Source organism: Streptomyces tauricus (assembly GCF_014650955.1).
Lineage (GTDB): Bacteria > Actinomycetota > Actinomycetes > Streptomycetales > Streptomycetaceae > Streptomyces > Streptomyces tauricus.
Genome location: NZ_BMVY01000006.1, coordinates 293,064 through 314,350 on the forward strand (window position 1 = coordinate 293,064; position 21,287 = coordinate 314,350).

Consider the following 21,287-nt stretch of genomic DNA (forward strand, 5'->3'; position numbering starts at 1 on the left):
CGGTGGAGGGGTTCATGGAGTTCGGGGTCACCGCGGAGGACGAGGCGTTTCGGGGGGAGGTTCGGCGGTGGCTGGCCGGACATGTCCCCTGGGACGGGGACCGGCGGAGCTGGGAGCGGACGCTCGGGGGCGGTGGGTGGATCGGGATCGGGTGGGGGGTGGAGGGGTACGGGAACCGGGCGGTCGGGATCGGGCGGCAGGTGGTGTGGGCCGAGGAGTACGCGCGGGCCCGGGCGCCCGCGCGGAGCGGGCACATCGGGGAGAAGCTGCTGGCTCCGACGCTCATCGCGCACGGGAGCGAGGAGCAGAAGGCCCGCTTCCTGCCGCCCATCGCCTCCGGGGACGAGCTGTGGTGCCAGGGGTACAGCGAGCCCGGCGCCGGCTCCGACCTCGCGGGCATCCGTACGGAGGCCGTGCGGGAGGCGGACGGGTACCGGATCAGCGGGCAGAAGATCTGGACCTCGCTGGCCCACGAGGCGGACTGGTGCTTCGTACTGGCCCGTACGGAGGCGGGGTCGCGGCGGCACCGCGGGCTGAGCTTTCTGCTCGTACCCATGGACCAGCCCGGGCGGATCGACGTCCGGCCGATCCGGCAGATGACCGGGACCAGCGAGTTCAACGAGGTCTTCTTCGACGGGGCGCACGCACGCGCGGAGCATCTCGTCGGCGGTGAGGGCAACGGCTGGCAGGTCGCGATGAGCCTGCTCGGCTTCGAACGCGGAGTCTCCACACTGGCCCAGCAGGTCGGCTTCGCCCAGGAGTTGGCACAGGTGGTGGACGCGGCCGTCGCCTCGGGGGCGGCCGACGACCCGGTCGTCCGCGATCTGCTCGTACGCCAGTGGGCCGAGCTGCGCACCATGCGGTGGAACGCCCTGCGCACGCTGGGGAGTTCGGCGGACCGCGGCGCCCCCAGTGTGGCCAAGCTGATGTGGGGGCGCTGGCATCAGCGGCTCGGTGAACTGGCGATGCGGGTGCGGGGGGCCGGGGCGGCGGTCGGTCCCGGGGACTGGTCGGCCGGGGCGCCCTACGAACTGGACGACCTCCAGCACCTGTTCCTCTTCAGCCGGGCCGACACCATCTACGGCGGCTCGGACGAGATCCAGCGCACGATCATCGCCGAGCGCGTGCTCGGCCTTCCCAGGGAAGCGAAGGGCTGAGGTCATGAAGGGCGTGGTCTTCGACGGCAAGCAGGCGCAGGTGGTGGACGACCTGGAGGTACGGGACCCGGGGCCCGGGGAAGTACTCGTCGCGGTCTCGGCGGCGGGGCTGTGCCACAGCGACCTCTCCGTGCTGGACGGGACCATCCCCTTCCCCGTACCCGTGGTGCTCGGGCACGAGGGCGCGGGCGTCGTGGCGGAGGTCGGCGCCGGGGTCACCCATGTGGAGCCCGGCGACCATGTCTCCCTGTCCACGCTCGCGAACTGCGGCGCGTGCGCCGAGTGCGACCGGGGGCGGCCCACCATGTGCCGCAAGGCCATCGGGATGCCGCAGCGGCCGTTCGTGCGGGGTGGGCAGCCGTTGTACCAGTTCGCGTCCAACTCCGCCTTCGCCGAACGGACGGTGGTGAAGGCCGTGCAGGCGGTACGGATCCCCGAGGACATCCCGATGGCGTCGGCCGCCCTGATCGGATGCGGGGTGCTGACCGGGGTCGGGGCCGTGCTGAACCGGGCGCGGGTGGAGCACGGGGACAGCGTGGTCGTCATCGGCACGGGCGGGATCGGGCTCAACGTCATCCAGGGCGCGCGGATCGCCGGGGCGCTCACGGTGGTCGCGGTGGATTCCAATCCGGCGAAGGAGGGGGTGGCTCGGCGGTTCGGGGCCGGGCACTTCTTCACGTCCGCGGAGGGGGTGCGGGACGTCCTGCCGACGGGGGCGGATCACGTCTTCGAGTGCGTCGGGCGGGTGGAGCTGGTACGGCAGGCCGTCGATCTGCTCGACCGGCGGGGGCAGGCGGTGCTGCTGGGCGTGCCGGGTGCCGGGGCCGAGGCGTCCTTCGTCGTCTCGTCCATGTACCTCGACAAGTCGATCCTCGGGTGTCGGTACGGGGCTGCTCGGCCGCAGCGGGATGTTGCGCTGTATGCGGAGATGTATCGGGAGGGGCGGTTGTTGCTGGACGAGTTGGTGACGGAGACGTATGGGGTGGACGAGTTCGAGAAAGCCGTCGCTGACGCGAGGGGCGGGCTTGCGGCCCGGGCTGTTCTGACGTTCTAGAACGTTGCGCCGTTCCCCGCGCCCCTAAAAGACTGCGCAGTTCCCCGCGCCCCTGAAGGCAAAAGATTGCGCCGTTCCCCGCGCCCCTGAAGGCAAAAGATTGCGCCGTTCCCCGCGCCCCTGAAGACAAAAGATTGCGCCGTTCCCCGCGCCCCTGAAAACAAAAGATTGCGCCGTTCCCCGCGCCCCTTTTAGGGGCGCGGGGAACGGCGCAGCGGGGGTTTGGGGGCGGAGCCCCTATGGGGTGACGGGGTGGGTAGGGGCGGCGGGGGCGAGAGAAGAGGGGTGGCGGAAGGTTCGGCGGTAGGTCGTGGGGGTTACTCCCAGGGCGGACTGGAGGTGCTGGCGCATCGACTGGGCCGTGCCGAAACCCGCGTCCGCCGCGACCTGGTCCATCGACAGATCCGTGGATTCGAGCAGATGACGGGCGCGCTCGACCCGCTGCTGGGTGATCCACTGCCCCGGGCTGACCCCCGCCTCCTCCCGGAACCGCCGCGTGAACGTCCGTACCGACATCGCCTCCTGCACAGCCATGTCCCGCAACTGGATCGGCTCGTGCAACCGCCTCAACGCCCAGGCACGCGCCCTGATCGTCGTCGCCAACTGCGGTTCCGGCACCGGCCGTTCGATGTACTGCGCCTGGCCGCCGTCACGGTGCGGAGGCACGACCGTGCGGCGGGCCACATCGTTGGCGACCGCGGTCCCGTGGTCGCGGCGCACGATGTGGATGCACAGGTCGATGCCCGCCGCGACCCCGGCGGAGGTGAGCACGTCCCCGTCGTCGATGAACAGCACGTCGGCGTCGACCCGCACCTTCGGGAAGAGGCGCTGGAAGTGTTCGGCGGACGCCCAGTGCGTGGTCGCCGGGCGCCCGTCGAGGAGTCCGGCGGCGGCGAGGACGTACCCGCCCGTGCAGATGGAGACGAGCCGGGTGCCCGGCCGGACCAGGGCGAGGGCCGCGGCCAGGTCGTCGGTGAGCACGCCCTCGTCGTGGACCGGGCCCAGCTCGTACGAGGCCGGGATGACGACGGTGTCGGCGGTGGCCAGGGCCTCGGGGCCGTTCTCGACCAGCACGGAGAAGTCGGCGTCCGTCTCGACCGGGCCCGGCGGCCGGACGGAGCAGGTGACGATGTCGTACAGCCTGCGGCCCTGGGCGTCCTTGGCGCGTCCGAAGATGCGCTGCGGGATGCCCAGCTCGAAGGGGAGGAGGCCGTCCAGGGCGAGGACGACGACCCGGTGCCGACGGGGCGGGGTGTCCGGCGTGTGCGTACCCATGGCCCGATCCTAGCGAATGCTGTCCTTCGGGCCACTCGTTCGGGGAGGGCCGAGGACCGAAGCTCGGTGACGTGACACAGACAACCGACGCCGCGGGTGAGGCGGCAGCCGCGCAGGACCCGGTAACCGACGCGCGGGACTCCGGAACCGAAGCCCGAGCGCAGGCGCGGGACTCCGGAACCACAGCCCGAGCGCAGGATCTCGGAACCGACGCGACCGGGCGGCGGCGGCGTGCGCGGGTGCACCGGGCGTGGTTCGTCGCCGCCGTCACCTTTGTGACGATCATCGGCGCGGCGGCCTTCCGTTCGCTGCCCGGCCTGCTGATCGACCCGCTGCACGACGAGTTCGACTGGTCGCGCGGCACGATCGGCCTCGCCGTCTCCGTCAACCTCGCGCTGTACGGGCTCACGGCGCCGTTCGCCGCCGCGCTGATGGACCGGTTCGGCATCCGGCGGGTCGTCGCGCTCGCCCTCGTCGTGATCGCGGTCGGTTCCGGCGCCACGGTGTGGATGACCGCGGCCTGGCAGCTGCTGCTGTGCTGGGGGCTGCTCGTGGGCCTGGGGTCCGGCTCGATGGCCCTCGCCTTCGCCGCGACCGTCACCAACCGCTGGTTCACCGAGAAGCGCGGCCTGGTCACCGGCATCCTCACCGCCGCCTCCGCCTCCGGCCAGTTGATCTTCCTGCCCGTGCTGTCCTGGATCGTCGAGGAGCACGACTGGCGTCCGGCCGCCGTGACCGTGGCCCTGGCGGCGCTCGTCGTCGTGCCGTTCGTCTGGCTCCTGCTGCGCGACCATCCGGCGGACGTGGGCCTCAAGCCGTACGGGGCGACGGAGTTCGTCGAGAAGCCGCCGCCCGTGCCGGGGGCCGCGCGTCGAGCGGTGAAGGTCCTCCTCTCCGCCGCGCGCACGGGGCCCTTCTGGCTGCTCGCGGGGACCTTCGCGATCTGCGGCGCCTCGACGAACGGCCTGATCCAGACCCACTTCGTGCCCGCCGCCCACGACCACGGCATGCCCATCACGGCCGCCGCCTCGCTGCTCGCCGTCATCGGCGTCTTCGACGTCGTCGGCACGATCGCCTCCGGCTGGTTCACGGACCACTTCGACCCGCGCCGGCTGCTGGCGGTCTACTACGCCCTGCGTGGCGTCTCGCTCCTCTTCCTGCCCCTGCTGCTGGGCCCCTCGGTCCACCCGCCGATGATCTTCTTCATCGTCTTCTACGGACTCGACTGGGTCGCCACCGTGCCACCCACCATCGCCCTGTGCCGTGACCGGTTCGGCGACGACAGCGCGATCGTCTTCGGCTGGGTTCTCGCCTCCCACCAGGTGGGCGCCGCCCTCGTCGCCTTCCTCGGCGGAGTCGTCCGCGACACCTTCGGCGAGTACGACGTGATGTGGTACGCCTCCGGGGCGCTGTGCGCCGTGGCCGCGCTGATGGCGCTGGTGATCCGGCGCGGCGGGGCGGTGCCGGGGAAGGTCGTCCTCAGCCCGTGAACGGGGCGAAGCCGCCGAAGTGGCCGCGGTGGAAGAGGAGGGGCTCGGTGCCGGTGCCCGCGCCCGTGCCGGTTTCGGCTTCGGTGTCGGTGTCGGGTGTGCCCAGGGCGTTCACCCTGCCCACCACGATCAGGTGGTCGCCGCCCGGGTGGACCGCGTGGACGGTGCAGTCGATCCACGCGGTGGCGCCGGCCAGGCGGGGCGAACCGGAGACCGGCGACGGTTCGTGGGCGACCCCCGCGAACTTGTCCGCGCCGCTGACCGCGAAGCCGCGGCACAGGTCGCCCTGGTGCGCGCCGAGGACGTTCACGCAGAAGACGCCCGCGCGGGCGATACGCGGCCAGGTCGTCGACGTACGCGCGACCATGAACGTGATCAGGGGTGGGTCGAGGGAGAGCGCGGCGAACGACTGACAGGCGAAGCCCGAGGGGGTGGCGCCTGTGGTCTCCGGGTCGGCCGGCGGGGCCGGGGCTGTTATCACGGTGACGCCTGTTGCGAAGTTGCCGAGTACGCGGCGGAATTCGGCCGGGTCGATCGGGGCGCGTTCGTCGTCGGCGACCGCGCGCAGGTCGGGGCGGGGGAGTGGTTCGACCGGTTGCGCGGTCCTGGGGCTCCCGGCCGACCTCAGGTAGCGGACGGCTGCCGCGGCCATTCCTGCGTGTCCCATCACGCCTTCCATTGAAGGTGACGGGGCGTCAGATGGGAAGGGGCGTTCAACGGCCGGTGAAGTCCGGGGTGCGGCGCTCCACGAACGCCGTTACGCCTTCCGTGGCGTCCGACGTCGTCATGTTGATCTCCTGGGCGGCGGCCTCGGCGCGGAACGCGGTGGCGCGGTCGGAGTCCAGGGAGGCGTTCACCAGTTGCTTCGTGAAGGCGAGGGAGCGGGTGGGGCCGGTGGCGAGGCGTTCGGCCCAGGCGCGGGCCGTGGCCTCCAGCTCCTCGTCCGGGACCACGCGGTTCACCAGGCCGAGGTGGTGTGCGTCCGCGGCGGTCAGGGCGTCGCCGAAGAACATCAGCTCCTTCGCGCGTTGCGGGCCGATCAGGCGGGGGAGGAGGTAGGCGCCGCCGCCGTCGGGGACGAGGCCGCGGCGGACGAACACCTCGATGAATCTGGCCGATTCCGCGGCGAGGATCAGGTCGCAGGCGTAGGCGAGGTGGGCGCCCAGGCCGGCCGCGGTGCCGTTCACTGCGGCGATCACCGGCTTCTCGCAGTCCAGGACTGCGGTGATGAGGCGTTGGGCGCCGGTTCGGATGACGCGGGAGATGTCGCCGGGGAGGGGGGTGTTGGGGGGTGGGCCTGCGCGTAGGTCTGCGCCTGTGCAGAAGCCGCGGCCTGTTGCTGTGAGGACCACGGCTCGGGTGTCGGGGTCGGCGGACGCGCCCTCCAGGAGGCGGATGAGGTGGTCGCGTTGGGTGGGGGTGAGGGCGTTCATGGCCTCGGGGCGGTTGAGGGTGATCCAGGAGACGTTGTTCTTGAACGTGTGTTTCAGCAACTGGGGCTCCGGGGGTGGGGTTGTTTGTCGGGTGCGGGTTGGGGGGTGCTTGTTGCGCAGTTCCCCGCGCCCCTGGGGGGTTGGGGTCGGGGTGGGTTGTTGGGTGCGGGTCGGTGGGGGCTGGCTGCGCAGCAGCGCGTCGTTCTGCTCGCGCCTGGAGATGAAAGCTGGGGCGCAGCCCCGCTTTCAGGGGCGCGGGGAACTGCGCGCTCAGCCGTGACTGGGCCGCAGGTGTGGGTGTGCGTGGCTTTTGGGTTTTGAGGGGCGCGGGGAACTGCGCGTTCAGCTGTGACTGGGGCGCCGATGTGGGCGCGTGTGACTTTTGGGGATTCAGGGGCGCGGGGAACTGCGCGGTCAGCCATCGTCGGGGCGCACATGCGAGCGTGCCCCCGGTTGCCCCCCGGTGGGGTTCCGCCGTGTGGGTGGGGTCGTGGGAGGCATCGCCGTCCCGCGCCGGAGTCAGCGGCAGGATGCCAGCGCGTCCAGGGCCACGGCCCCCTGCCCGCGGGGCAGGACCATCAAGGGGTTGATGTCCAGCTCGGACAGCTCCGTGTCCAGTTCGAGGGCCATCCGCTGGACGCGCAGGATGACCTCGACCAGCGCGTCGAGGTCCGCCGGAGGACGCCCCCGGACACCGTCCAGCAGCGCCCGCCCGCGCAACTCGTCGAGCATCGACCGCGCCTGGTCCTCGCCGAACGGCGGCACCCGCACCGCCGTGTCCCGCAGGACTTCCACGAGAACCCCGCCCAGCCCCACCGTCACCGTCGGACCGAAGAGGTCGTCGTGCGTCACGCCGACCACCATCTCGACACCCGGCTCCACCATCTGGCACACCAGCACCCCGTCGAGCGACACGTCCTCGTAGCGTGCGATGTCGGTCAGCTCCCGGTACGCGTCCCGTACCTGGCTGGCCGAGGTCAGGCCGATCTTCACCAGGCCGAGTTCCGTCTTGTGGGCGAGCCGCGCGCCGGACGCCTTCATGACGACCGGGTATCCGACCAGCCCGGCCGCCCGTACGGACGCCGCCGCGCTGGTCACCAACTGCTCGCGCGGCACCCGGATCCCGTACGCCCGCAGCAGTTGTTTCGCCGCGTGTTCGCTCAGCCTGCTGCCCGGCCGCATCAGTGCCTGGGCCTTGCGGCAGGAGGGGGACGGGGTGCGCGGGGCCTCGTCGAAGGGGGAGCGGTAGGAGGCGGTGAAGCGGGCGTGCTCCAGGTGGGCGCGTACCGCTGTGATGCAGTTCGCGAAGGTGCGGAACGTCGCCACGCGGGAGGAGCCCAGCAGGGTCTCGCGGTACGCGGGCTCGGTGCCGACCGGTGATCCCCACACCACGCACACCAGTTTGTCCGTCTCCTCCGCCGCGTCCACCAGGTCCCGCGCGAGCTTGTCGCTCATGGGCGGGAAGGGGCCCGTGATCGGACAGATCAGTACGCCGACGGCCGGGTCGGCGAGTATCGCGTCGATGATCTTGCGGCCTCGCCGGTCGCCGACCGGGTGGCCGCCGTTGTCGATCGGGTTCGTGACGTCCAGGTACTCGGGTATCCACTGATGCAGTTCGGCCTGCTTGGCGGGGGAGAGGGCCGGCAGGCGCAGGCCCGCCGCCGATGCCAGGTCCGAGAAGTGGGCGCCCGTACCGCCCGAGATCGAGTAGACGGCCACCCCGTCGGCGGACGGCGGGCGGGCGCGCGCCAACAGGGCCGCGGTGTCCTGGAGTTCGTCGAGGCCGTCGACGCGTACGACCCCGTACTGGCGCATCGCGGCGTCCACCACCGCGTCCGCGCCGGTCAGTTTGCCGGTGTGGGAGGCGGCCGTACGCACGCCCGTCTCCGTGCGGCCGACCTTGACCGCGACGACGGGGACCCCGCGCCGGGCGGCCCGGTCGGCGGCGAGGAGGAAGGAGCGGCCGTCCTTCAACCCCTCGACGTAACAGGCGATGGCGCCCACCTCGGGCTGCTCGGAGAAGTAGGAGATGAAGTCGGCGCTCTCCAGGTCGGCCTCGTTGCCGGTGGGTGCCCAGTGGGAGACGCGGATGCCCAGTTCCTGCAAGGTGAAGACCGGGCGGCCCTGGTGGCCGGACTGGGTGATCAGCGCGATCGCCGGCCCGTCGAGGTCGGTACGGAACTCCTCGAAGGCGTTGAGGTTGGTGTTCGGGCCGAGCAGGCGCAGACCCGAGCGGAGTCCGGAGCGCTGTACGGCGTCGGCGAGCCTGGCCTGCGCGGCGGCGCCCACGGCTCCCGTCTCGGCGAACCCGGAGGCGAAGGCGACCGCGAACCGCACCTTGGTCTCGGCGAGTTGCTCGATCACGGGGAGCGGGTCGGAGACCAGCAGTACCGCCAGGTCGACCTGGTCCGGCAGTTCCGCGACCGACGGGACGCAGGGCAGGCCGAAGACCGACTCGCGGGTCGGGTGCACCGGGTGCAGGCGGGCGCCCACCCGCTCGGCCCAGGCCAGCAGTTGGCGGGTGATGCCGGTGTTCGGTCGCCCTTCGGCGTCCGAGGCGCCGACGACGGCCACCGACTCGGGGCGGAAGAAGCGGTCCAGATCGGGTACGCCGGCGTACAGCGGCCGGCCGCTGACGTCGAGGTCGTCGGTGGCGGCCGGCCTGCCGTGCACGGCAGGGGCCGGTTGCTCGCCGCAGGCGATGACCCGGGCCCGGCGGGAGTCGGTGGTGAGGGTGCCGTGGGTTGATCCAAGCATCGGTCCGCCCGCTCCTGTGTGGCTGCCAAGAACTGACGCAGTGTCAGATCAGGCCAGATTACTGAACTGACGCCACGTCAGGAACGGGTCTGCATGCAAAGAACTTGTGGCGGCCACAGGTGTGGCCGCCACATCGTCCTGCCGTCCTGCCGTCCTGCCGTCCTGCGTCATGCATCCTTCGTGGTGCTTGGTGCTTGGTGCTTGGTGCTTGGTGCCTGGGGCCTGGTGCTGGGTACTTGATGCTCGGTCCTGCGGTGGCGGTAGCGGTGCCGTGCCGTCGGGCGGTCAGGCGCACGGTCCGCCGCTACGGGCCTCCGCGGTCGTCTTCAGCTCGCGCAGCCACTCTTCGAGTTCCGCGCCGAGCATCGCGGTCGCCAGGGGCGCGTCCGCCTCGACCTGGTCGCCGGTCCAGGTCTCCCCGGTCCGTACGCGTACGCCGCCTTTGACCTTGGTGAAGTTCCAGACGTGGACGCCCTCGTCGATGCGCAGTCCTTCGCCGACCGCGGGGCCGCTCCACCGGATGCAGGAACTGCGGTCGAGCTGGCGGACGGTCGAGGTGATGTTCAGCGTGGTCTCGGGTGTGCTGGGGGTGGCCGGTGCCGGGGTCGTCCACCGGAACTGCGAGCCCGCGCGGAGAGGACCGGTGCCTGCCGCGACGGCCGGCCCTCGACGTCGGTCTGCAGCTTGAAGACGGTGCTCAGCGGAGCCTTGATCGATGTCGCTCCGGTAGCGGATGACGGCGTCGGGGTCCACGCCCTTGCCCTGGCATCGGAGCCCGCCGGTCTGCTGCGCGGTTCCCGTCCGGGCGGGGGCGGCCTGGGCGGGGCCGGTGCTCACGAGGATGCCGACGGCGGCGAGTGCGGCCGTGACCGTCACGGCGGCGGCCCGCGCCCGCCGAGGGGCCGCCCGCCCGGGTGGCGGCGGCTCGCCTGACCTGTGCGCCATGAAGGCGGCTCCCTCTCCCGGTCAACTCATCGGCAGGCAGGCCGAGATGACGCGTATGGACGAGCTGACCGGTGCCGCCCGCGAGGGGCTGGGCGGGGCGCCGGTCCTGCGCGGTGAGGACACCGGGCCGCGGTCCCGCTGATCCGCGGCGCCCTCGAAGGCGACGGCGTCCCGATGTGGACCCGGCGGCCCGCACTCGCCGTCGTGCCGGCCGCCGAACTGTGGGACCCGCACACCCACGCGGCGATCACCGAGTGGCTGATGAGGACCGGCCGCGAGTCGGGTTCGCCGCTCGTACTGCGCCTGGGCCTCGCCCAGTTGACCTCCTGGGCGGTGCTGTCCGGCGACCTCGGGCAGGCGATGGCGGCGATCGCCGAGGCGGAGGCCATCGCGGACGCGGTGGGCGGGCCCCCGGTGACGTACGACCGGCTGCAACTGGCCGCGCTGCGCGGCCGTCGCCAGGAGGCGCTGCACCTGTTCGAGTCGGCCACCGAGGCGGCGGCGGTGAGCGGCGCCGGGCAGCTGATCGCCACCACGCACTGGGCGGCGGCCGTGCTGCACAACGGCCTGGGCGAGTACCCGGCCGCGCTCGCCGCGGCCCGGCAGGCCGTCGCGAACGGCGACCTCCTCCGCGAGTTCCTGGCAGGTGCTGCGGGGGCACGCCAGGTGGGAGAGGGGGAAGGCGACCCCTGGACGATGTCGGCCGGCCAGGGGTTACTCGTCGGTCCACCGCAAGGCGAACGCCCTTAAGTTTCGCGCTGTAAGGTAACGGCATGGGAGACGACACCTCAGCGACACCCGTCCGCGTCCGCAACCGCCGGGGGGAGGGTGACCGTCTGCGTCACGAGATCGTGGCGGCGGCGGTCGGCCTGCTCGACGAGACCGGTGACGAGAGCGCCATCACCCTGCGCTCCGTCGCCCGCAAGGTGGGCATCGCCGCCCCCTCGATCTACCGCCACTTCCCCGATCAGCCCGCCATCATGCTGGCCGTCGTACGCAACGCCTTCGCCGAGCTGGACGAGCGGTTGGGTGCGGCCCTGGACGCCGCCGACGACACGCCCCGCGCGCGGCTCACGGCCCTGTGCCAGGGGTATCTGGGGTTCGCCGTGGCCCACCCGGGGCGCTACCGCACGATGTTCGGCGGGTTCTGGATGCCCGACCCGGACGCGAGTTCCGTGACGGCGGAGGACCTCGGCGCGCTCGGCGAGGCGAGCATGCGGCGGCTGGCCGAGGCCCTCCAGGACTGCGTCACCGCTGGCTGCGCCACCAGTACGGACGTGCCCGCCGACACGGTCGCGCTCTGGCTCGGGCTGCACGGACTCGCCCACCAGCGGGCGGTCGCCCCCTCGTTCCCCTGGCCGCCGGACATCGAGGAACGGGTCATCACCACGCTCGCGCACTTCACCGCCGACGAGGGCGAGTAGCCGGGACGAGCAGGACAGGCCGTGCGGACGAGCACTGCGGAGTGGTGCGAGCGGCGGCGCCCGACGGCGGTCAGTGCCGGTCGGTGCCGGTCAGTGGCGGTCACTGGCGGTCAGTGCGCGATGCGGGACGGGTTCCTCCGGCCGGCGTCGCGCGCGATCGCCTTCGCTATCTTCTCGGCGTCGATGGCCAGTTCGCGGAACATGCCGCTGATGGGGTTGGTGAAGCCGGTGAAGTACAGGCCGGGCGCGTTCTTCGGCGCGCGGGCGCCGTGGACGACCGGGCGGCCCCGTCCGTCGAGTACGTCGAGGTGGCCGACGACGTCCTCCAGGGCGCGCCGGTAGCCGGTCGCGGCGATCACGGCGTCCGGGCCGACGCGGTCGCCGTTCGCGAGGACGACCTTGCCGTCCTCGAAGCCCTCGACCGCGGCCACGACCTCGACCCGGCCCTTGCGGACGGCGTCGATCAGGCCGACGTCCTGCACGGGGATGGACCCGTCCTTCACCCGCGAGTACAGCCCGGTGTCGGGCCGCGGCAGTCCCTTCGCGGAGAGGTCCGGAACGCTGAGCCTGGCCACCGGCCCGGCCAGCCGGTCCACCAGCGCGACCGGCAGCCGTCGGCAGAGGATGCCGGTGTACTGGGCCGCCCACCCGGCCGTCGAGCGGCGCACGATGTGCGGCGCGGTCCGCACGGCGAGACGTACGCGCGACGCGCCGCCCTCGACGAGGTCCACGGCTATCTCGGCGCCGGTGTTGCCCACCCCGACCACGAGGACGTCCTGCCCGGCGTAGGGGGCGGGGTTGCGGTACTCGCCCGCGTGCAGGAGCTCGCCCGTGTACCCGTCACGGCCCGGCCAGTCGGGTACGTACGGCGTGTGGTTGTAGCCGGTGGCGACGACCACCGCGCTGCCGGTCAGCTCGCGCCCGCCGGTGGCGTGCAGCAGCCAGCCGGTGCCGTCGGCGGAGGGCTGCACGCGGGAGACCTCGACGCCCGTGACGATCTCCAGTTCGTGGTGCTCGGCGTACTTCTCCAGATAGCGCACCACGTTGTCACGTGCCACCCACCGCCCGAACGAACGCGGCATCGGCAGGCCCGGCAGCCCGGAGAGCCGCCGCGTGGTGTGCAGCCGCAGCCGGTCGTAGTGCCGTCGCCAGGAGGCGCCGACCCGGTCGGACTTCTCCAGCACGACGGCCCGTACGCCCCGGGCGCGCAGCGCGTGCGCCGCCGCGAGACCGCCGGGGCCGCCCCCGATGACGTACACGGGTCGGTCCTGCTGCGGCGCGGCTGCCGTCGGCGGTGCCGGTGGTGCCGGCGAAGCCGACGGGGTCGGTGCGGGTGCCTCGGACGCCCCGGGTGTCCGGGGTGCCTCGGATGTCTCGGACGCCTCGGATGCCTGAGACGTCGGGTCGGGAGAGTCGGCCATGTGCCGAGCGTATGCACGTGGTCACTTGATGGGTCTCGGTCAAGCCCGGAATCGGTTGCGAATTGATCACGGCTGTAGGAGGGGTGTGTGAGGTTTGTGTCGTAGACCACATGCGTGTGTGCGGTAGGGGAGGTGGCGGCGGCGGGACGGGTGGTCGTAGGCCTCTTGCGCACCCGCGCCCGGTGCGCTGAACTGACGTACCGTCAGATCTACGGTCGGATCCACGGTTTCGGGAGGGGTGCGGTGCCATGGACGCGATCTGGCTCACCGGGGCGGAGTGGATGGCCGTGCTCCGGGTCGGGCTCGGGCTGTGGTGGCTGGAGAGCTGGCGGCACAAGGACAAGAAGGGCTGGTTCGAGCGGGGCACCGGGATCGCGTGGGCGGCCGACGTCGCCGCGAAGCACCGGTGGAACACGGTGCGCAGCGGCTTCGACGTGGTGGTCGCGCCCCGGCCGCGCACGATGGCCTACGTCGTCGTGTACGCGGAACTCGCCCTCGGCCTGGGCCTCGTCGTGGGCTTCCTCACCCCGATCGCCCTGGTCGGCGGCCTGTTGCTCAACCTCCTCTACCTCGTGCTGATGATCCACGACTGGGCCGAGCAGGGGCAGAACACGATGATGGCCCTCATCTCCCTGGTGGCGCTGTTCGGCATGTCCTGGCAGACGTGGTCCCTGGACAGCGCGCTGGGGCTCTTCTGATGGCGGCCGGCTCCGGCGTACCGGCCCGCTTCGACCTGCCGGAGATCGACGCGTTCAGCCGACCCTACTGGGACGCCGCCGCCGACGGGCGGCTGCTGCTGCGCCGGTGCGGCGCGTGCGGGCGCGCCCACCACTACCCGCGCGAGTTCTGCCCGCACTGCTGGAGCGAGGCCGTGACCTGGGAGCGGGCGAGCGGTCGCGCCACGCTCTACACCTGGTCCGTCGTCCACCGCAACGACCTGCCGCCCTTCGGGGCCCGCACCCCGTACGTCGCCGCCGTCGTCGACCTCGCGGAGGGGCCGCGGATGATGACCGAGGTGGTGGAGTGCGAGGAGGCGGACCTGCGGGTGGGGATGGCGCTGGAGGTGACCTTCCGGGCGGAGGCGGAGGCGGGAAGGGCGCAGGGAGGGGCGGCGGGTGAGGCGAAGGGCGGGGCGGCGGGCGCGGTCGTGGTTCCGGTGTTCCGGCCCGACCCCTCGTTCGGTTCCGGCGTGGGCCGTTGTTGAATGGCTCGATGACCGACGTGTACGAGTCCTCCGGCTCCCTGCCCCGTCCCGAGATCCACGGTTACGGCCTGTGGCTCCGCCCCTGGGACGCGGACACCGAGGAGGACGTCCAGGCGTGGCTGCGGGGATACCTCGACCCCGAGTTCCAGCGGTGGAACACGCCGCTCAGGCCGATAGAGGACCGCGTCGACGCGCAGGAGTCGATGGCGGCACGGATCAAGGCGGCACAGGAGGGGGTGGGCGCCTCCTTCCGCGTCACCGACGCGACCGGCGGCGTACCGCTCGGGCACATCGGGATCAACGACATCGACCACGTCATACGGGTCGCCCGCGTCGGCTACTGGGTGCTCCCCGAGGCGCGCGGCCGGCAGGTGGCCACGCGTGCCCTCGCCCTGGCCTCACGCTGGGCCTTCGAGGAACTTGGCCTGCACCGGCTGGAGTTGGGACACGCGCTCGGCCACGAGGCGTCGTGCCGGATCGCCGAGCGGTGCGGGTATCCCTACGAGGGGACCCTGCGCGGGGCGATGTTCGAGGCGGGGCGCCTGGACACCTTCCGGGACGTGCATCTGCACGCCCGGCTGGCCACGGACCCGCCCGCGGATCTTGAGCCTGAGCCCGTGCAGCCGTAGCGGTGCACAGTGGTCCGTAGTGGTCCGTAGTGATCCACGGCGGCCTGGCGCGGTGGGTACGTCCGGGCGGGGCGGATACGGCCGTCAGGGCCACAGCAGGTCCTTGCGCCAGGTGCCGTCCGTGCGGCGGTAGGTCAGGCGTACGTGCCGGCGGCGCGCGTCGCCCTGGAAGAACTCCACCTCGTCCGGTTCCAGGACGTACACCGTCCACGACGGCGCCGGGGCGTCCGGCTCACGGCGGGCACGGTCCCAGGCCGCGTCCGAGGCGCGCTCCAACTCCTCGTACGAGTCCAGCACTTCGCTCTGCCGGCCCACCAGGGCGGAGGCGAGCGCGCCGGTCGAGCGGGCGTGCAGATCGGCCCGCGCGACCTCGGGCGGGGCGACGGCCACCGGGCCGCGCACCCGGATCTGCCGGCCCTGCGCCGGCCAGTAGAAGCCGAGCGCCGCGTACGGGCGGGCCGCCAGGTGCCGCCCCTTCCGGCTGCCCGCGTGCGAGGCGAAGTGCCAGCCCTCCTGGTCGGCGCCGTGCAGCATCACGGTCCGTACGTCGGGCAGGCCCTCGGCGTCCGCCGTGGCCAGCGACATCGTGTGCGGCTCGGTCTGCCCGGCGGCCACGGCCTCGGCGAACCACTGCTCGAAGAGCGGCAGCGGATCGGCGGGGGCCGCGGCCGGGGCGAAGTCCGGCAGCTCGGTGTCCCAGACCCGCTGGGCCCTCAGCAGCCGTACGAACTCGGTGGGACGGGAGGGGCTGGAGGGGGTTGACGGGTCGGGGGAGGCGGGCGTGGGCGGGGTGGGGGCGTCGGCGCTCATGCCCCGATTGTCACGCGGTGGGCGGCCTCAGACCGAACCGAGGTCGGACGACAGCCACCGGTCGGGGCGCATCCGGATGACCACCATCTCGCCGTGTTCCTTCCAGGAGAAGTCGACGTACCCGTCGACCTTGTCCGCCGGGAGGTAGCGGGCCGAGATCTCGTGGAGCTGTTCGCGGGTGGCGGGGGTCGTTTCGACGACCGGCCCCTCGACCGACACGTACCGGATGGTGGGTTCGAGCCGGTCCACCATCAGGGAGAACCTGCCCGCGGCGCTGATCAGCTCGTTCTTCCGGGAGGTCAGCCCGGTCAGGATCCAGACGATGCCGCCGGGCTCGTACTGGTACCAGATCGGCACCGTGAGCGGGGCGCGGCCCGCCCCCGCGTCGACGGCGAGCGCGGCGATGTGCGGTTCGGCGAGGAGCTTCTCGCGCTCTTCACGGGTCAGGGCCATGGGTTCCTCCGGAGTGGCTTCGGCGTCGTTCCGTGGTTCCTTCAGCTCTTTCAGTTCTCTTCAGCGTGAACCGGCCGTCCGCGTATTCCGGGAACGCCGGGAACGCCACGGCGTCATTGCGTCATTGCGCCATTGCGGCATCGCGTCTCTGTTGGCGTCGGTACGTCGTACGGGAGGGTGAGGGCGGGGGACGGGGGTGCAGCGCAGGCCCGGGGTGGTGCTGGCACCACCATGGATCCGGGTGCGGACTGTCTCGATGGGGCGGGCGGGCGACGGCATTGTTGAACCGGTCGAAGCCAGTTGATCGAAGGGGCCGCAGCCTCTTCCCCCGGAAGGAAGACCCCCATGAAGTCGCAGCTCGCGGCGGAGCCGGAGACGGTGGGCGTGGCCGCTTCCGGGGCGTTCGTCTCCTTCGTGCGGTTCGTGGTGTGCGGCGGGGGTGTCGGGGTTCTCTCCAGCGGTGCGGTGGTGCTGCTGGCGGGGGTGCTGCCGTGGGGGGTGGCGAACGCGGTGATCACCGTCGTGTCGACGGTTCTGTGCACCGAGTTGCACGCGCTGTTCACGTTCGGGACGGGGAAGCGGGCCGGGTGGCGCCGGCACTGGCAGTCCGCGGGGTCGGCCACGGCCGCCTACGCGGTGACCTCGCTGGCGGTGCTGGTCCTGCACCTGGTGCAGGCGTCGCCCGGGGTGCTCACCGAGCAGATCGTCTACCTCGGCGCTTCCGGGCTCGCGGGGGTGGGGCGGTTCCTGGTGCTGCGGCTGTTCGTCTTCGGGAGTGCGGAAGGGCGTGGGCGTGGGCGTGGGCAGGGGCTCGGGCAGGTGGGCGAGGGGGTTGTGGCTGTCGCCCCGGTCTCGATGGGGCCGAATCCTTCGGCTCCGGCTCCGGCCCCGGTCTCGGTGGCTCCGGTTCCGGTCGTGGCGGTGGCGATCGCTCCCGTCTCCCGCTCCCCGCTGGTCCTCGCGGCCGGGGCGTGATGGGCTGGGGTACCGATTAGTTTTTCCGGTTCTCACCGTCCAAGTAGCGACCGGTTCACGGACTTTCGCCGACCGGCTCTTTCGGACCCTGGAGGAACATCATGAGGAAGATCAGCGCCGGACTGTTCATCGCGCTCGACGGTGTCGTCGAGGCGCCCGACCAGTGGCACTTCCCGTACTTCAACGACGAGATGGGCGCGGCCGTCGGGGCGACCTTCGGGTCGTCGGACACCATGCTGTTCGGCCGCAAGACCTACGACAGCTTCGCCGGGGCGTGGCCGGAGCGGGAGGCCGCCGGGGGTGAGGACGCGGGGTTCGCCAAGCAGCTCGGGGACATGCGCAAGATCGTCGTGTCGAAGAAGCGGCTGGAGTTCGAGTGGCGCAACTCCGAGCAGATGGAGGGGGACCTCGTCGAGTTCGTGACCGCGCTCAAGAGCGAGGAGGGCGGGGACATCTCGCTCAGCGGGTCCGTGTCGGTGGTGCGGCAGTTGCTGGCGGCGGGGTTGTTGGACGAGCTGCATCTGCTGGTGCATCCGATCGCGGTGCGCAAGGGGATGCGGTTGTTCGACGAGGGGGAGCCCTCTGTTCCGCTGACGCTGATCTCTGCGGAGACGTTCGGGACGGGGGTGTTGAGTCTTGTGTACGGGCCGGGGGGTGCGGTGGGGGATGCGACGTATGAGGGGGCTCGGGAGCACTTGTCCGAGGGCGGACGGTAGGCGGGCTTTTGGGTGCGGGTGGTTGTGGGCTGAGTGCGCAGTTCCCCGCGCCCCTGGGTGGGTCGGGCGCTCGGTGGGTTTTGGGTGCGGGTCGGTCGGTGTTGCCCGCGCAGTTCCCCGCGCCCCTAGGTGGGTGGGGTGAGGGCTGTTGCGTAGTTCCCCGTGCCCCTGGGTGGGTTGGGCTTGGGGGAGCGGGCCTGTTTTTAGGGGCGCGGGGAACTGCGCGGCTAGCCTCCATCGGCCCGTACTCGACGAGCTGCGTGCCGATCAGGGTCCAGGCTTCCGGCGCAGTTTGTGCTTTTAGGGGCGCGGGGAACTGCGCGGCCAGCCCCGACCGGCCCGCACTCGACGAGCTGCGTGCCGACCCGTGGGGCGTGGGGGGCTGCGTGGCCAGCCCTCCGTCGGTCGGCCCGCGTCCTTTAGGGCGCGGGCGTCCTGCTCGCCTTGCGGGTGAAGCGGCGTAGGCCTCTTCTCGTGGGTTTGAGGGGCTTGTCCTCGGGGGCTACGGGCTCCTGGGCCGGGGGCAGGGCCGGCGCCGAGGACGGGGGCGCCGGGACGGCCCGGGCGCCGTGTTCGAGGCGGGTCCGGACCGTGTGCGCCATGGCCTGGTGAGCCGGCTCCAGCAACACACCCTCCGCGGACAACCGCCCCCACATGTGCAGCAACTCCTGCCCCCGGGTCACCACCTGCCCCTCGTCCATCAGCCGCTGCCAAGCCGCCGTGGCGCGAGCCACATCGGGCGCCGCCCGGTGCAGATCGGTACGGCACCGGATGCGCGCGACGGTCAGCGCGAGCGTGATGGAGAGGGTGTAGTCGGCACGCAGATACGCCAGGTACGCCTCTATCGCCCGGGCCTCCAGCGAGAGGTCGTCCTCCGGCCCCCTGCGCAGCGTGAGATGCTCCCGCAACGCGCTGGCCAGCACGAACGCCGCATGCAGCTCCTCCCGCTGCGCGTGCTGGATGATCCGCTCGACGCGCGCCAGCGGAGGGAACGCCTCCTCTTCCGCCGCGGTGCGTTCGAGCCCGGGCGGCAGATCGTCCTCGTCGGCGATGGTCCGGCTCGACCCGTCGGGGTGCACCCGCAGGCGCGCCACCTGCATCACCGAGCGGTCGATGACGGTGGCCGCCACCGGGGCCCCCAGGGTGCGGGCGAACATGGCGATGGCGTCGAGGATCGCCTCGTTGGGCTTGCGCGTGCCGCCCATTTCGAGCAGATGGCCGTTGACGACCGTCGATCCGTCCTCGGCCACGTAGGCGTCGAGGCGGATCAGCGGCCGTGCGGCGAGCGCGGGCAGGTTTCCCGTGTCACGGGGTGTCAGCGAGTGGGACATCCGCTCATACTCCCGGTCGGACGACGCCGAGAATCGCCATGGAGGCGGCCGGGGCGGTCGTGATCGTGCGTCCTGGGCGCGGGGCGTGGACGATCTTCCCGCCCCCGATGTACATGCCCACGTGCGTGGCGTCGTTGAAGTAGATGATCAGGTCGCCGGGCCGCGCGGACGCCAGGCTGACCCGGGTCAATCCCGCCCACTGCGCCTGCGAGGTACGGGGTATGGGGTGGCCGGCCCGCGCCCACGCGACGGAGGTGAGTCCCGAGCAGTCGTACGCGGAGGGGCCCACCGCGCCCCACCCGTACGGCTTGCCGATCTGGGCCATCGCGAAGTTGACGGCCTTCGCGGCTGCCCCGCTCGCCGTCGTTCCGCCGCCGCCGCCACCACCGACCGAGCCGCCCCCGTTACCGCCTCCGCCTCCGCTTCCGCCTCCGCTGCCGGTTCCGCTCCCGTTGCCGGACGCGGTGCCGCCGCCCGAGGCGGTCCAGCGGGACTCGGCCTCCTTGGCGCGCTGCCTCTCCAACTCGGCGAGTTCGCGGGTCTGTTCCTTTTCGAGGCCCGCCTCGATCTGCTCGGCCTCGGCGATCTTCCCCTCGATCTTCTGCTTCGCCTCGGCCTTGTCCGCGCGGCTGCTCTTCAGCTTCCGCAGTTCCTTCTCGGCGCTGTCGGTCTGCCGGCTCAGTTCCGCGCGGGCGGTCTTCTGGGACTCGGAGACGTTGACCAGGCCCCGCATGACCTGACGGGCCTGGGACGCCTCGTTCAGGGCCTGCTCGGGGTGGTCGCCGAGCAGCAACTGGATGCCGGTGGCGGCGAGATCGCCTCCGCGGTACTGCGACCGGGCGGCCGCGCCGCCGAGGTCGTGCAGATCGTCCACGCGGGTCTCGGCGCGGGCCAGGCCCTTGCGGAGCGAGGTCAGCCGCTTCTGCTGCTTGGTCGCCTTCTCGTCCGCGGCGTTGTAGGCCTCGGTGGCCACTTCCGCGGCGCGGTAGAGGCCATCCAGTTCGGAGCGGATGTCCTCGATCGACTGGTCGACCTGCGGGTCGGGATCGCCCGGGGCCGCGTAACTCGGGCCGGATATCAGGGATATCGCGAGGGCGAGGGTGGCTATGGTGGCGCGACTCCGGAGCCGTCTGCCGCCGGTCGACACGTTCATCAGCTCCACTTTCAGAGGTCACGTGCGGGCTGCTCGGACGGGACTGCTGGTGTACGGGGGGTCGTTCAACCCTCGAACACACTACCGCCACTTGTGCCTGTGGCCCCTGTATCCCCATGCGTGTCAACCTGCGCGCAGGCAACTTTTCTACTGCCGTACGTCTTTGGGGGACCGGCGGGGGCTGGTTGCGCAGTTCCCCGCGCCCCTGGGGGAGTCGGGCGCCGGTGGGTTTTGGGTGCGGGTTGGGCGGGGTTGAGTGTGCCGTTCCCCGCGCCCCTGGGTGGGTGGGGGTGGCGGCGGCTTCTTGGTTGCGGGCGCTTGCGGGCTGGGTGTGCAGGGCCCCCTCGCCCCCCGGGGGCGAGGGGGTCGGGAGCGCCCGTTACGCGTTCTCGCCGACGTCCGCGACCATGCGTACGAGGGTGTCGACCAGGTCGTCCGCCGTGGTGCGCAGCCCCTCCGTGCTGAGGTGGCCGCTCAGTTCCATGTCCGCGATGCCATGGGCGCCGGCCAGCAGCAGGGCACCGTAGTGCCGCGTGTTCCGCTCGCCCACGAGGTCGGTGACGATGGGCAGGAACTCGCCCTGGAAGCGACCCGCCGCCCGCATCCGCTCCGCGATCGGATCGCTCTCCGGCCCGCACAGCTGACGCCGGACGCGGTCGAGCCCTTCACCGAGTTCCTCGGGACGGTGTCCGCGACGCCTGAACAGCATCAGATACAGATGCGGCTGCTCACGCCCGAAGCCGATGAGGGCACGCAGTGCGCCGCGCATCTTCTCGGACGCCGACAGCGCCTCGTCGGTCCGCAGCGCGTGGACCTGGTCGGCGATCCGCTCCCAGCCCTCGGTCACGACAGCGGTCAGCAGGCTGTCCTTGCCCGTGAAGTGCCGGTACGGCGCGCCACGGCTCACGCCCGCCCGCGCGCCCACCTCCCGCAGGGTGACGGCTTCGGGGCCGCCCAGGTCGAGGAGCTCGGCGGCGGCGTCGAGCAGAGCACGGCGGGTGGCGGCGGCGGACTCCGCTCGGGTGACCATGACGCCCATCATACAGTTGACACCGTCATC

General features: G+C 72.0%; 21 protein-coding genes and 1 pseudogene. 11 read left to right on the top strand and 11 right to left on the bottom strand.

Features of this window, described 5'->3' with window-relative positions:
- Window positions 1-14 precede the first annotated feature (14 nt).
- On the top strand, window positions 15-1,157 hold the full coding sequence (locus IE278_RS13475; protein WP_189771952.1) for an acyl-CoA dehydrogenase family protein: 1,143 nt from the start codon (window positions 15-17) through the stop codon (window positions 1,155-1,157).
- Window positions 1,158-1,161: 4 nt separating this feature from the next.
- Window positions 1,162-2,211, top strand: coding sequence for a Zn-dependent alcohol dehydrogenase (locus IE278_RS13480; RefSeq protein WP_189771954.1), 1,050 nt, complete (start codon window positions 1,162-1,164; stop codon window positions 2,209-2,211).
- Window positions 2,212-2,448: 237 nt separating this feature from the next.
- Here the strand turns inward: IE278_RS13480 and IE278_RS13485 are convergent, their stop codons facing one another.
- A complete protein-coding gene (locus IE278_RS13485; protein ID WP_189771956.1) occupies window positions 2,449-3,486 on the bottom strand; it encodes a GlxA family transcriptional regulator in 1,038 nt (345 codons plus the stop codon).
- Window positions 3,487-3,725: 239 nt separating this feature from the next.
- Here IE278_RS13485 and IE278_RS13490 point away from each other — a divergent pair, with 239 nt between their 5' ends.
- The gene (locus IE278_RS13490) at window positions 3,726-4,976 is read left to right on the top strand and encodes an MFS transporter (RefSeq protein WP_189772064.1); all 1,251 of its coding nucleotides are present in this window, start codon (window positions 3,726-3,728) and stop codon (window positions 4,974-4,976) included.
- Here IE278_RS13490 and IE278_RS13495 read toward each other — a convergent pair.
- The 4 genes and pseudogenes from IE278_RS13495 to IE278_RS13510 all read right to left on the bottom strand — a co-directional run bounded on the left by IE278_RS13495 (window position 4,966) and on the right by IE278_RS13510 (window position 10,111).
- Complete coding sequence (locus IE278_RS13495; protein WP_189771958.1) at window positions 4,966-5,643, bottom strand: flavin reductase family protein; 678 nt, start codon at window positions 5,641-5,643, stop codon at window positions 4,966-4,968. The two genes, IE278_RS13490 and IE278_RS13495, sit on opposite strands and share 11 nt — an antisense overlap.
- 46 nt (window positions 5,644-5,689) lie before the next feature.
- Window positions 5,690-6,409, bottom strand: a complete 720-nt coding sequence (locus IE278_RS13500) for an enoyl-CoA hydratase/isomerase family protein (RefSeq protein WP_373311988.1) — start codon at window positions 6,407-6,409, stop codon at window positions 5,690-5,692.
- Window positions 6,410-6,928: 519 nt separating this feature from the next.
- The gene (locus tag IE278_RS13505; protein WP_189771960.1) at window positions 6,929-9,166 is read right to left on the bottom strand and encodes an acetate--CoA ligase family protein; all 2,238 of its coding nucleotides are present in this window, start codon (window positions 9,164-9,166) and stop codon (window positions 6,929-6,931) included.
- Window positions 9,167-9,451: 285 nt separating this feature from the next.
- Window positions 9,452-10,111, bottom strand: a pseudogene (locus tag IE278_RS13510) (SRPBCC family protein).
- Between IE278_RS13510 and IE278_RS13515 the strand changes: the two are divergent.
- The 3 genes from IE278_RS13515 to IE278_RS13525 are packed head-to-tail and all read left to right on the top strand — an operon-like array spanning window position 10,110 to window position 11,535.
- Entirely contained in the window at window positions 10,110-10,253 is a 144-nt protein-coding gene (locus tag IE278_RS13515; RefSeq protein WP_189771962.1) for a hypothetical protein, read from the top strand. The pseudogene IE278_RS13510 and the gene IE278_RS13515 sit on opposite strands and share 2 nt — an antisense overlap.
- A 32-nt stretch (window positions 10,254-10,285) precedes the next feature.
- On the top strand, window positions 10,286-10,861 hold the full coding sequence (locus IE278_RS13520; protein WP_189771963.1) for a hypothetical protein: 576 nt from the start codon (window positions 10,286-10,288) through the stop codon (window positions 10,859-10,861).
- Between the two features lie 23 nt (window positions 10,862-10,884).
- Complete coding sequence (locus tag IE278_RS13525; protein ID WP_189771965.1) at window positions 10,885-11,535, top strand: TetR/AcrR family transcriptional regulator; 651 nt, start codon at window positions 10,885-10,887, stop codon at window positions 11,533-11,535.
- A gap of 110 nt (window positions 11,536-11,645) precedes the next feature.
- Here the strand turns inward: IE278_RS13525 and IE278_RS13530 are convergent, their stop codons facing one another.
- Window positions 11,646-12,794 (bottom strand): flavin-containing monooxygenase, encoded by a 1,149-nt coding sequence (locus IE278_RS13530; RefSeq protein ID WP_246570302.1) that lies wholly within the window; start codon window positions 12,792-12,794, stop codon window positions 11,646-11,648.
- A 410-nt stretch (window positions 12,795-13,204) separates the two neighbouring features.
- Between IE278_RS13530 and IE278_RS13535 the strand changes: the two genes are divergently transcribed.
- The 3 genes from IE278_RS13535 to IE278_RS13545 are packed head-to-tail and all read left to right on the top strand — an operon-like array spanning window position 13,205 to window position 14,789.
- Window positions 13,205-13,654, top strand: a complete 450-nt coding sequence (locus IE278_RS13535) for a DoxX family protein (RefSeq protein ID WP_189771968.1) — start codon at window positions 13,205-13,207, stop codon at window positions 13,652-13,654.
- Complete coding sequence (locus IE278_RS13540; RefSeq protein ID WP_189771970.1) at window positions 13,654-14,160, top strand: Zn-ribbon domain-containing OB-fold protein; 507 nt, start codon at window positions 13,654-13,656, stop codon at window positions 14,158-14,160. The genes IE278_RS13535 and IE278_RS13540 overlap by 1 nt, the downstream gene beginning before the upstream one ends.
- Before the next feature lie 8 nt (window positions 14,161-14,168).
- On the top strand, window positions 14,169-14,789 hold the full coding sequence (locus IE278_RS13545) for a GNAT family N-acetyltransferase (RefSeq protein ID WP_189771972.1): 621 nt from the start codon (window positions 14,169-14,171) through the stop codon (window positions 14,787-14,789).
- 84 nt (window positions 14,790-14,873) lie between these two features.
- Here IE278_RS13545 and IE278_RS13550 read toward each other — a convergent pair whose 3' ends face one another.
- Both IE278_RS13550 and IE278_RS13555 read right to left on the bottom strand, forming a co-directional pair.
- Window positions 14,874-15,599 carry a pyridoxine/pyridoxamine 5'-phosphate oxidase gene (locus IE278_RS13550; protein ID WP_189771974.1) on the bottom strand — a complete coding sequence of 242 codons (726 nt, stop codon included), beginning with the start codon at window positions 15,597-15,599 and terminating at the stop codon, window positions 14,874-14,876.
- Window positions 15,600-15,626: 27 nt separating this feature from the next.
- Window positions 15,627-16,052 carry a pyridoxamine 5'-phosphate oxidase family protein gene (locus IE278_RS13555; RefSeq protein ID WP_189771976.1) on the bottom strand — a complete coding sequence of 142 codons (426 nt, stop codon included), beginning with the start codon at window positions 16,050-16,052 and terminating at the stop codon, window positions 15,627-15,629.
- 345 nt (window positions 16,053-16,397) lie between these two features.
- On the opposite strand from IE278_RS13555, the gene IE278_RS13560 reads away from it, so the two are divergent.
- Both IE278_RS13560 and IE278_RS13565 read left to right on the top strand, forming a co-directional pair.
- Window positions 16,398-17,027, top strand: a complete 630-nt coding sequence (locus IE278_RS13560) for a GtrA domain-containing protein (RefSeq protein ID WP_246570297.1) — start codon at window positions 16,398-16,400, stop codon at window positions 17,025-17,027.
- Between the two features lie 101 nt (window positions 17,028-17,128).
- Complete coding sequence (locus IE278_RS13565) at window positions 17,129-17,743, top strand: dihydrofolate reductase family protein (protein ID WP_189771977.1); 615 nt, start codon at window positions 17,129-17,131, stop codon at window positions 17,741-17,743.
- 419 nt (window positions 17,744-18,162) lie between these two features.
- Here IE278_RS13565 and IE278_RS13570 read toward each other — a convergent pair whose 3' ends face one another.
- From IE278_RS13570 to IE278_RS13580, 3 genes are all read right to left on the bottom strand, one after another.
- Window positions 18,163-19,074 (bottom strand): hypothetical protein, encoded by a 912-nt coding sequence (locus IE278_RS13570; protein WP_189771979.1) that lies wholly within the window; start codon window positions 19,072-19,074, stop codon window positions 18,163-18,165.
- Between the two features lie 4 nt (window positions 19,075-19,078).
- Entirely contained in the window at window positions 19,079-20,227 is a 1,149-nt protein-coding gene (locus IE278_RS13575; RefSeq protein WP_189771981.1) for a C40 family peptidase, read from the bottom strand.
- Between the two features lie 379 nt (window positions 20,228-20,606).
- Complete coding sequence (locus tag IE278_RS13580) at window positions 20,607-21,257, bottom strand: TetR/AcrR family transcriptional regulator (RefSeq protein WP_213089719.1); 651 nt, start codon at window positions 21,255-21,257, stop codon at window positions 20,607-20,609.
- Between the last annotated feature and the right edge of the window lie 30 nt (window positions 21,258-21,287).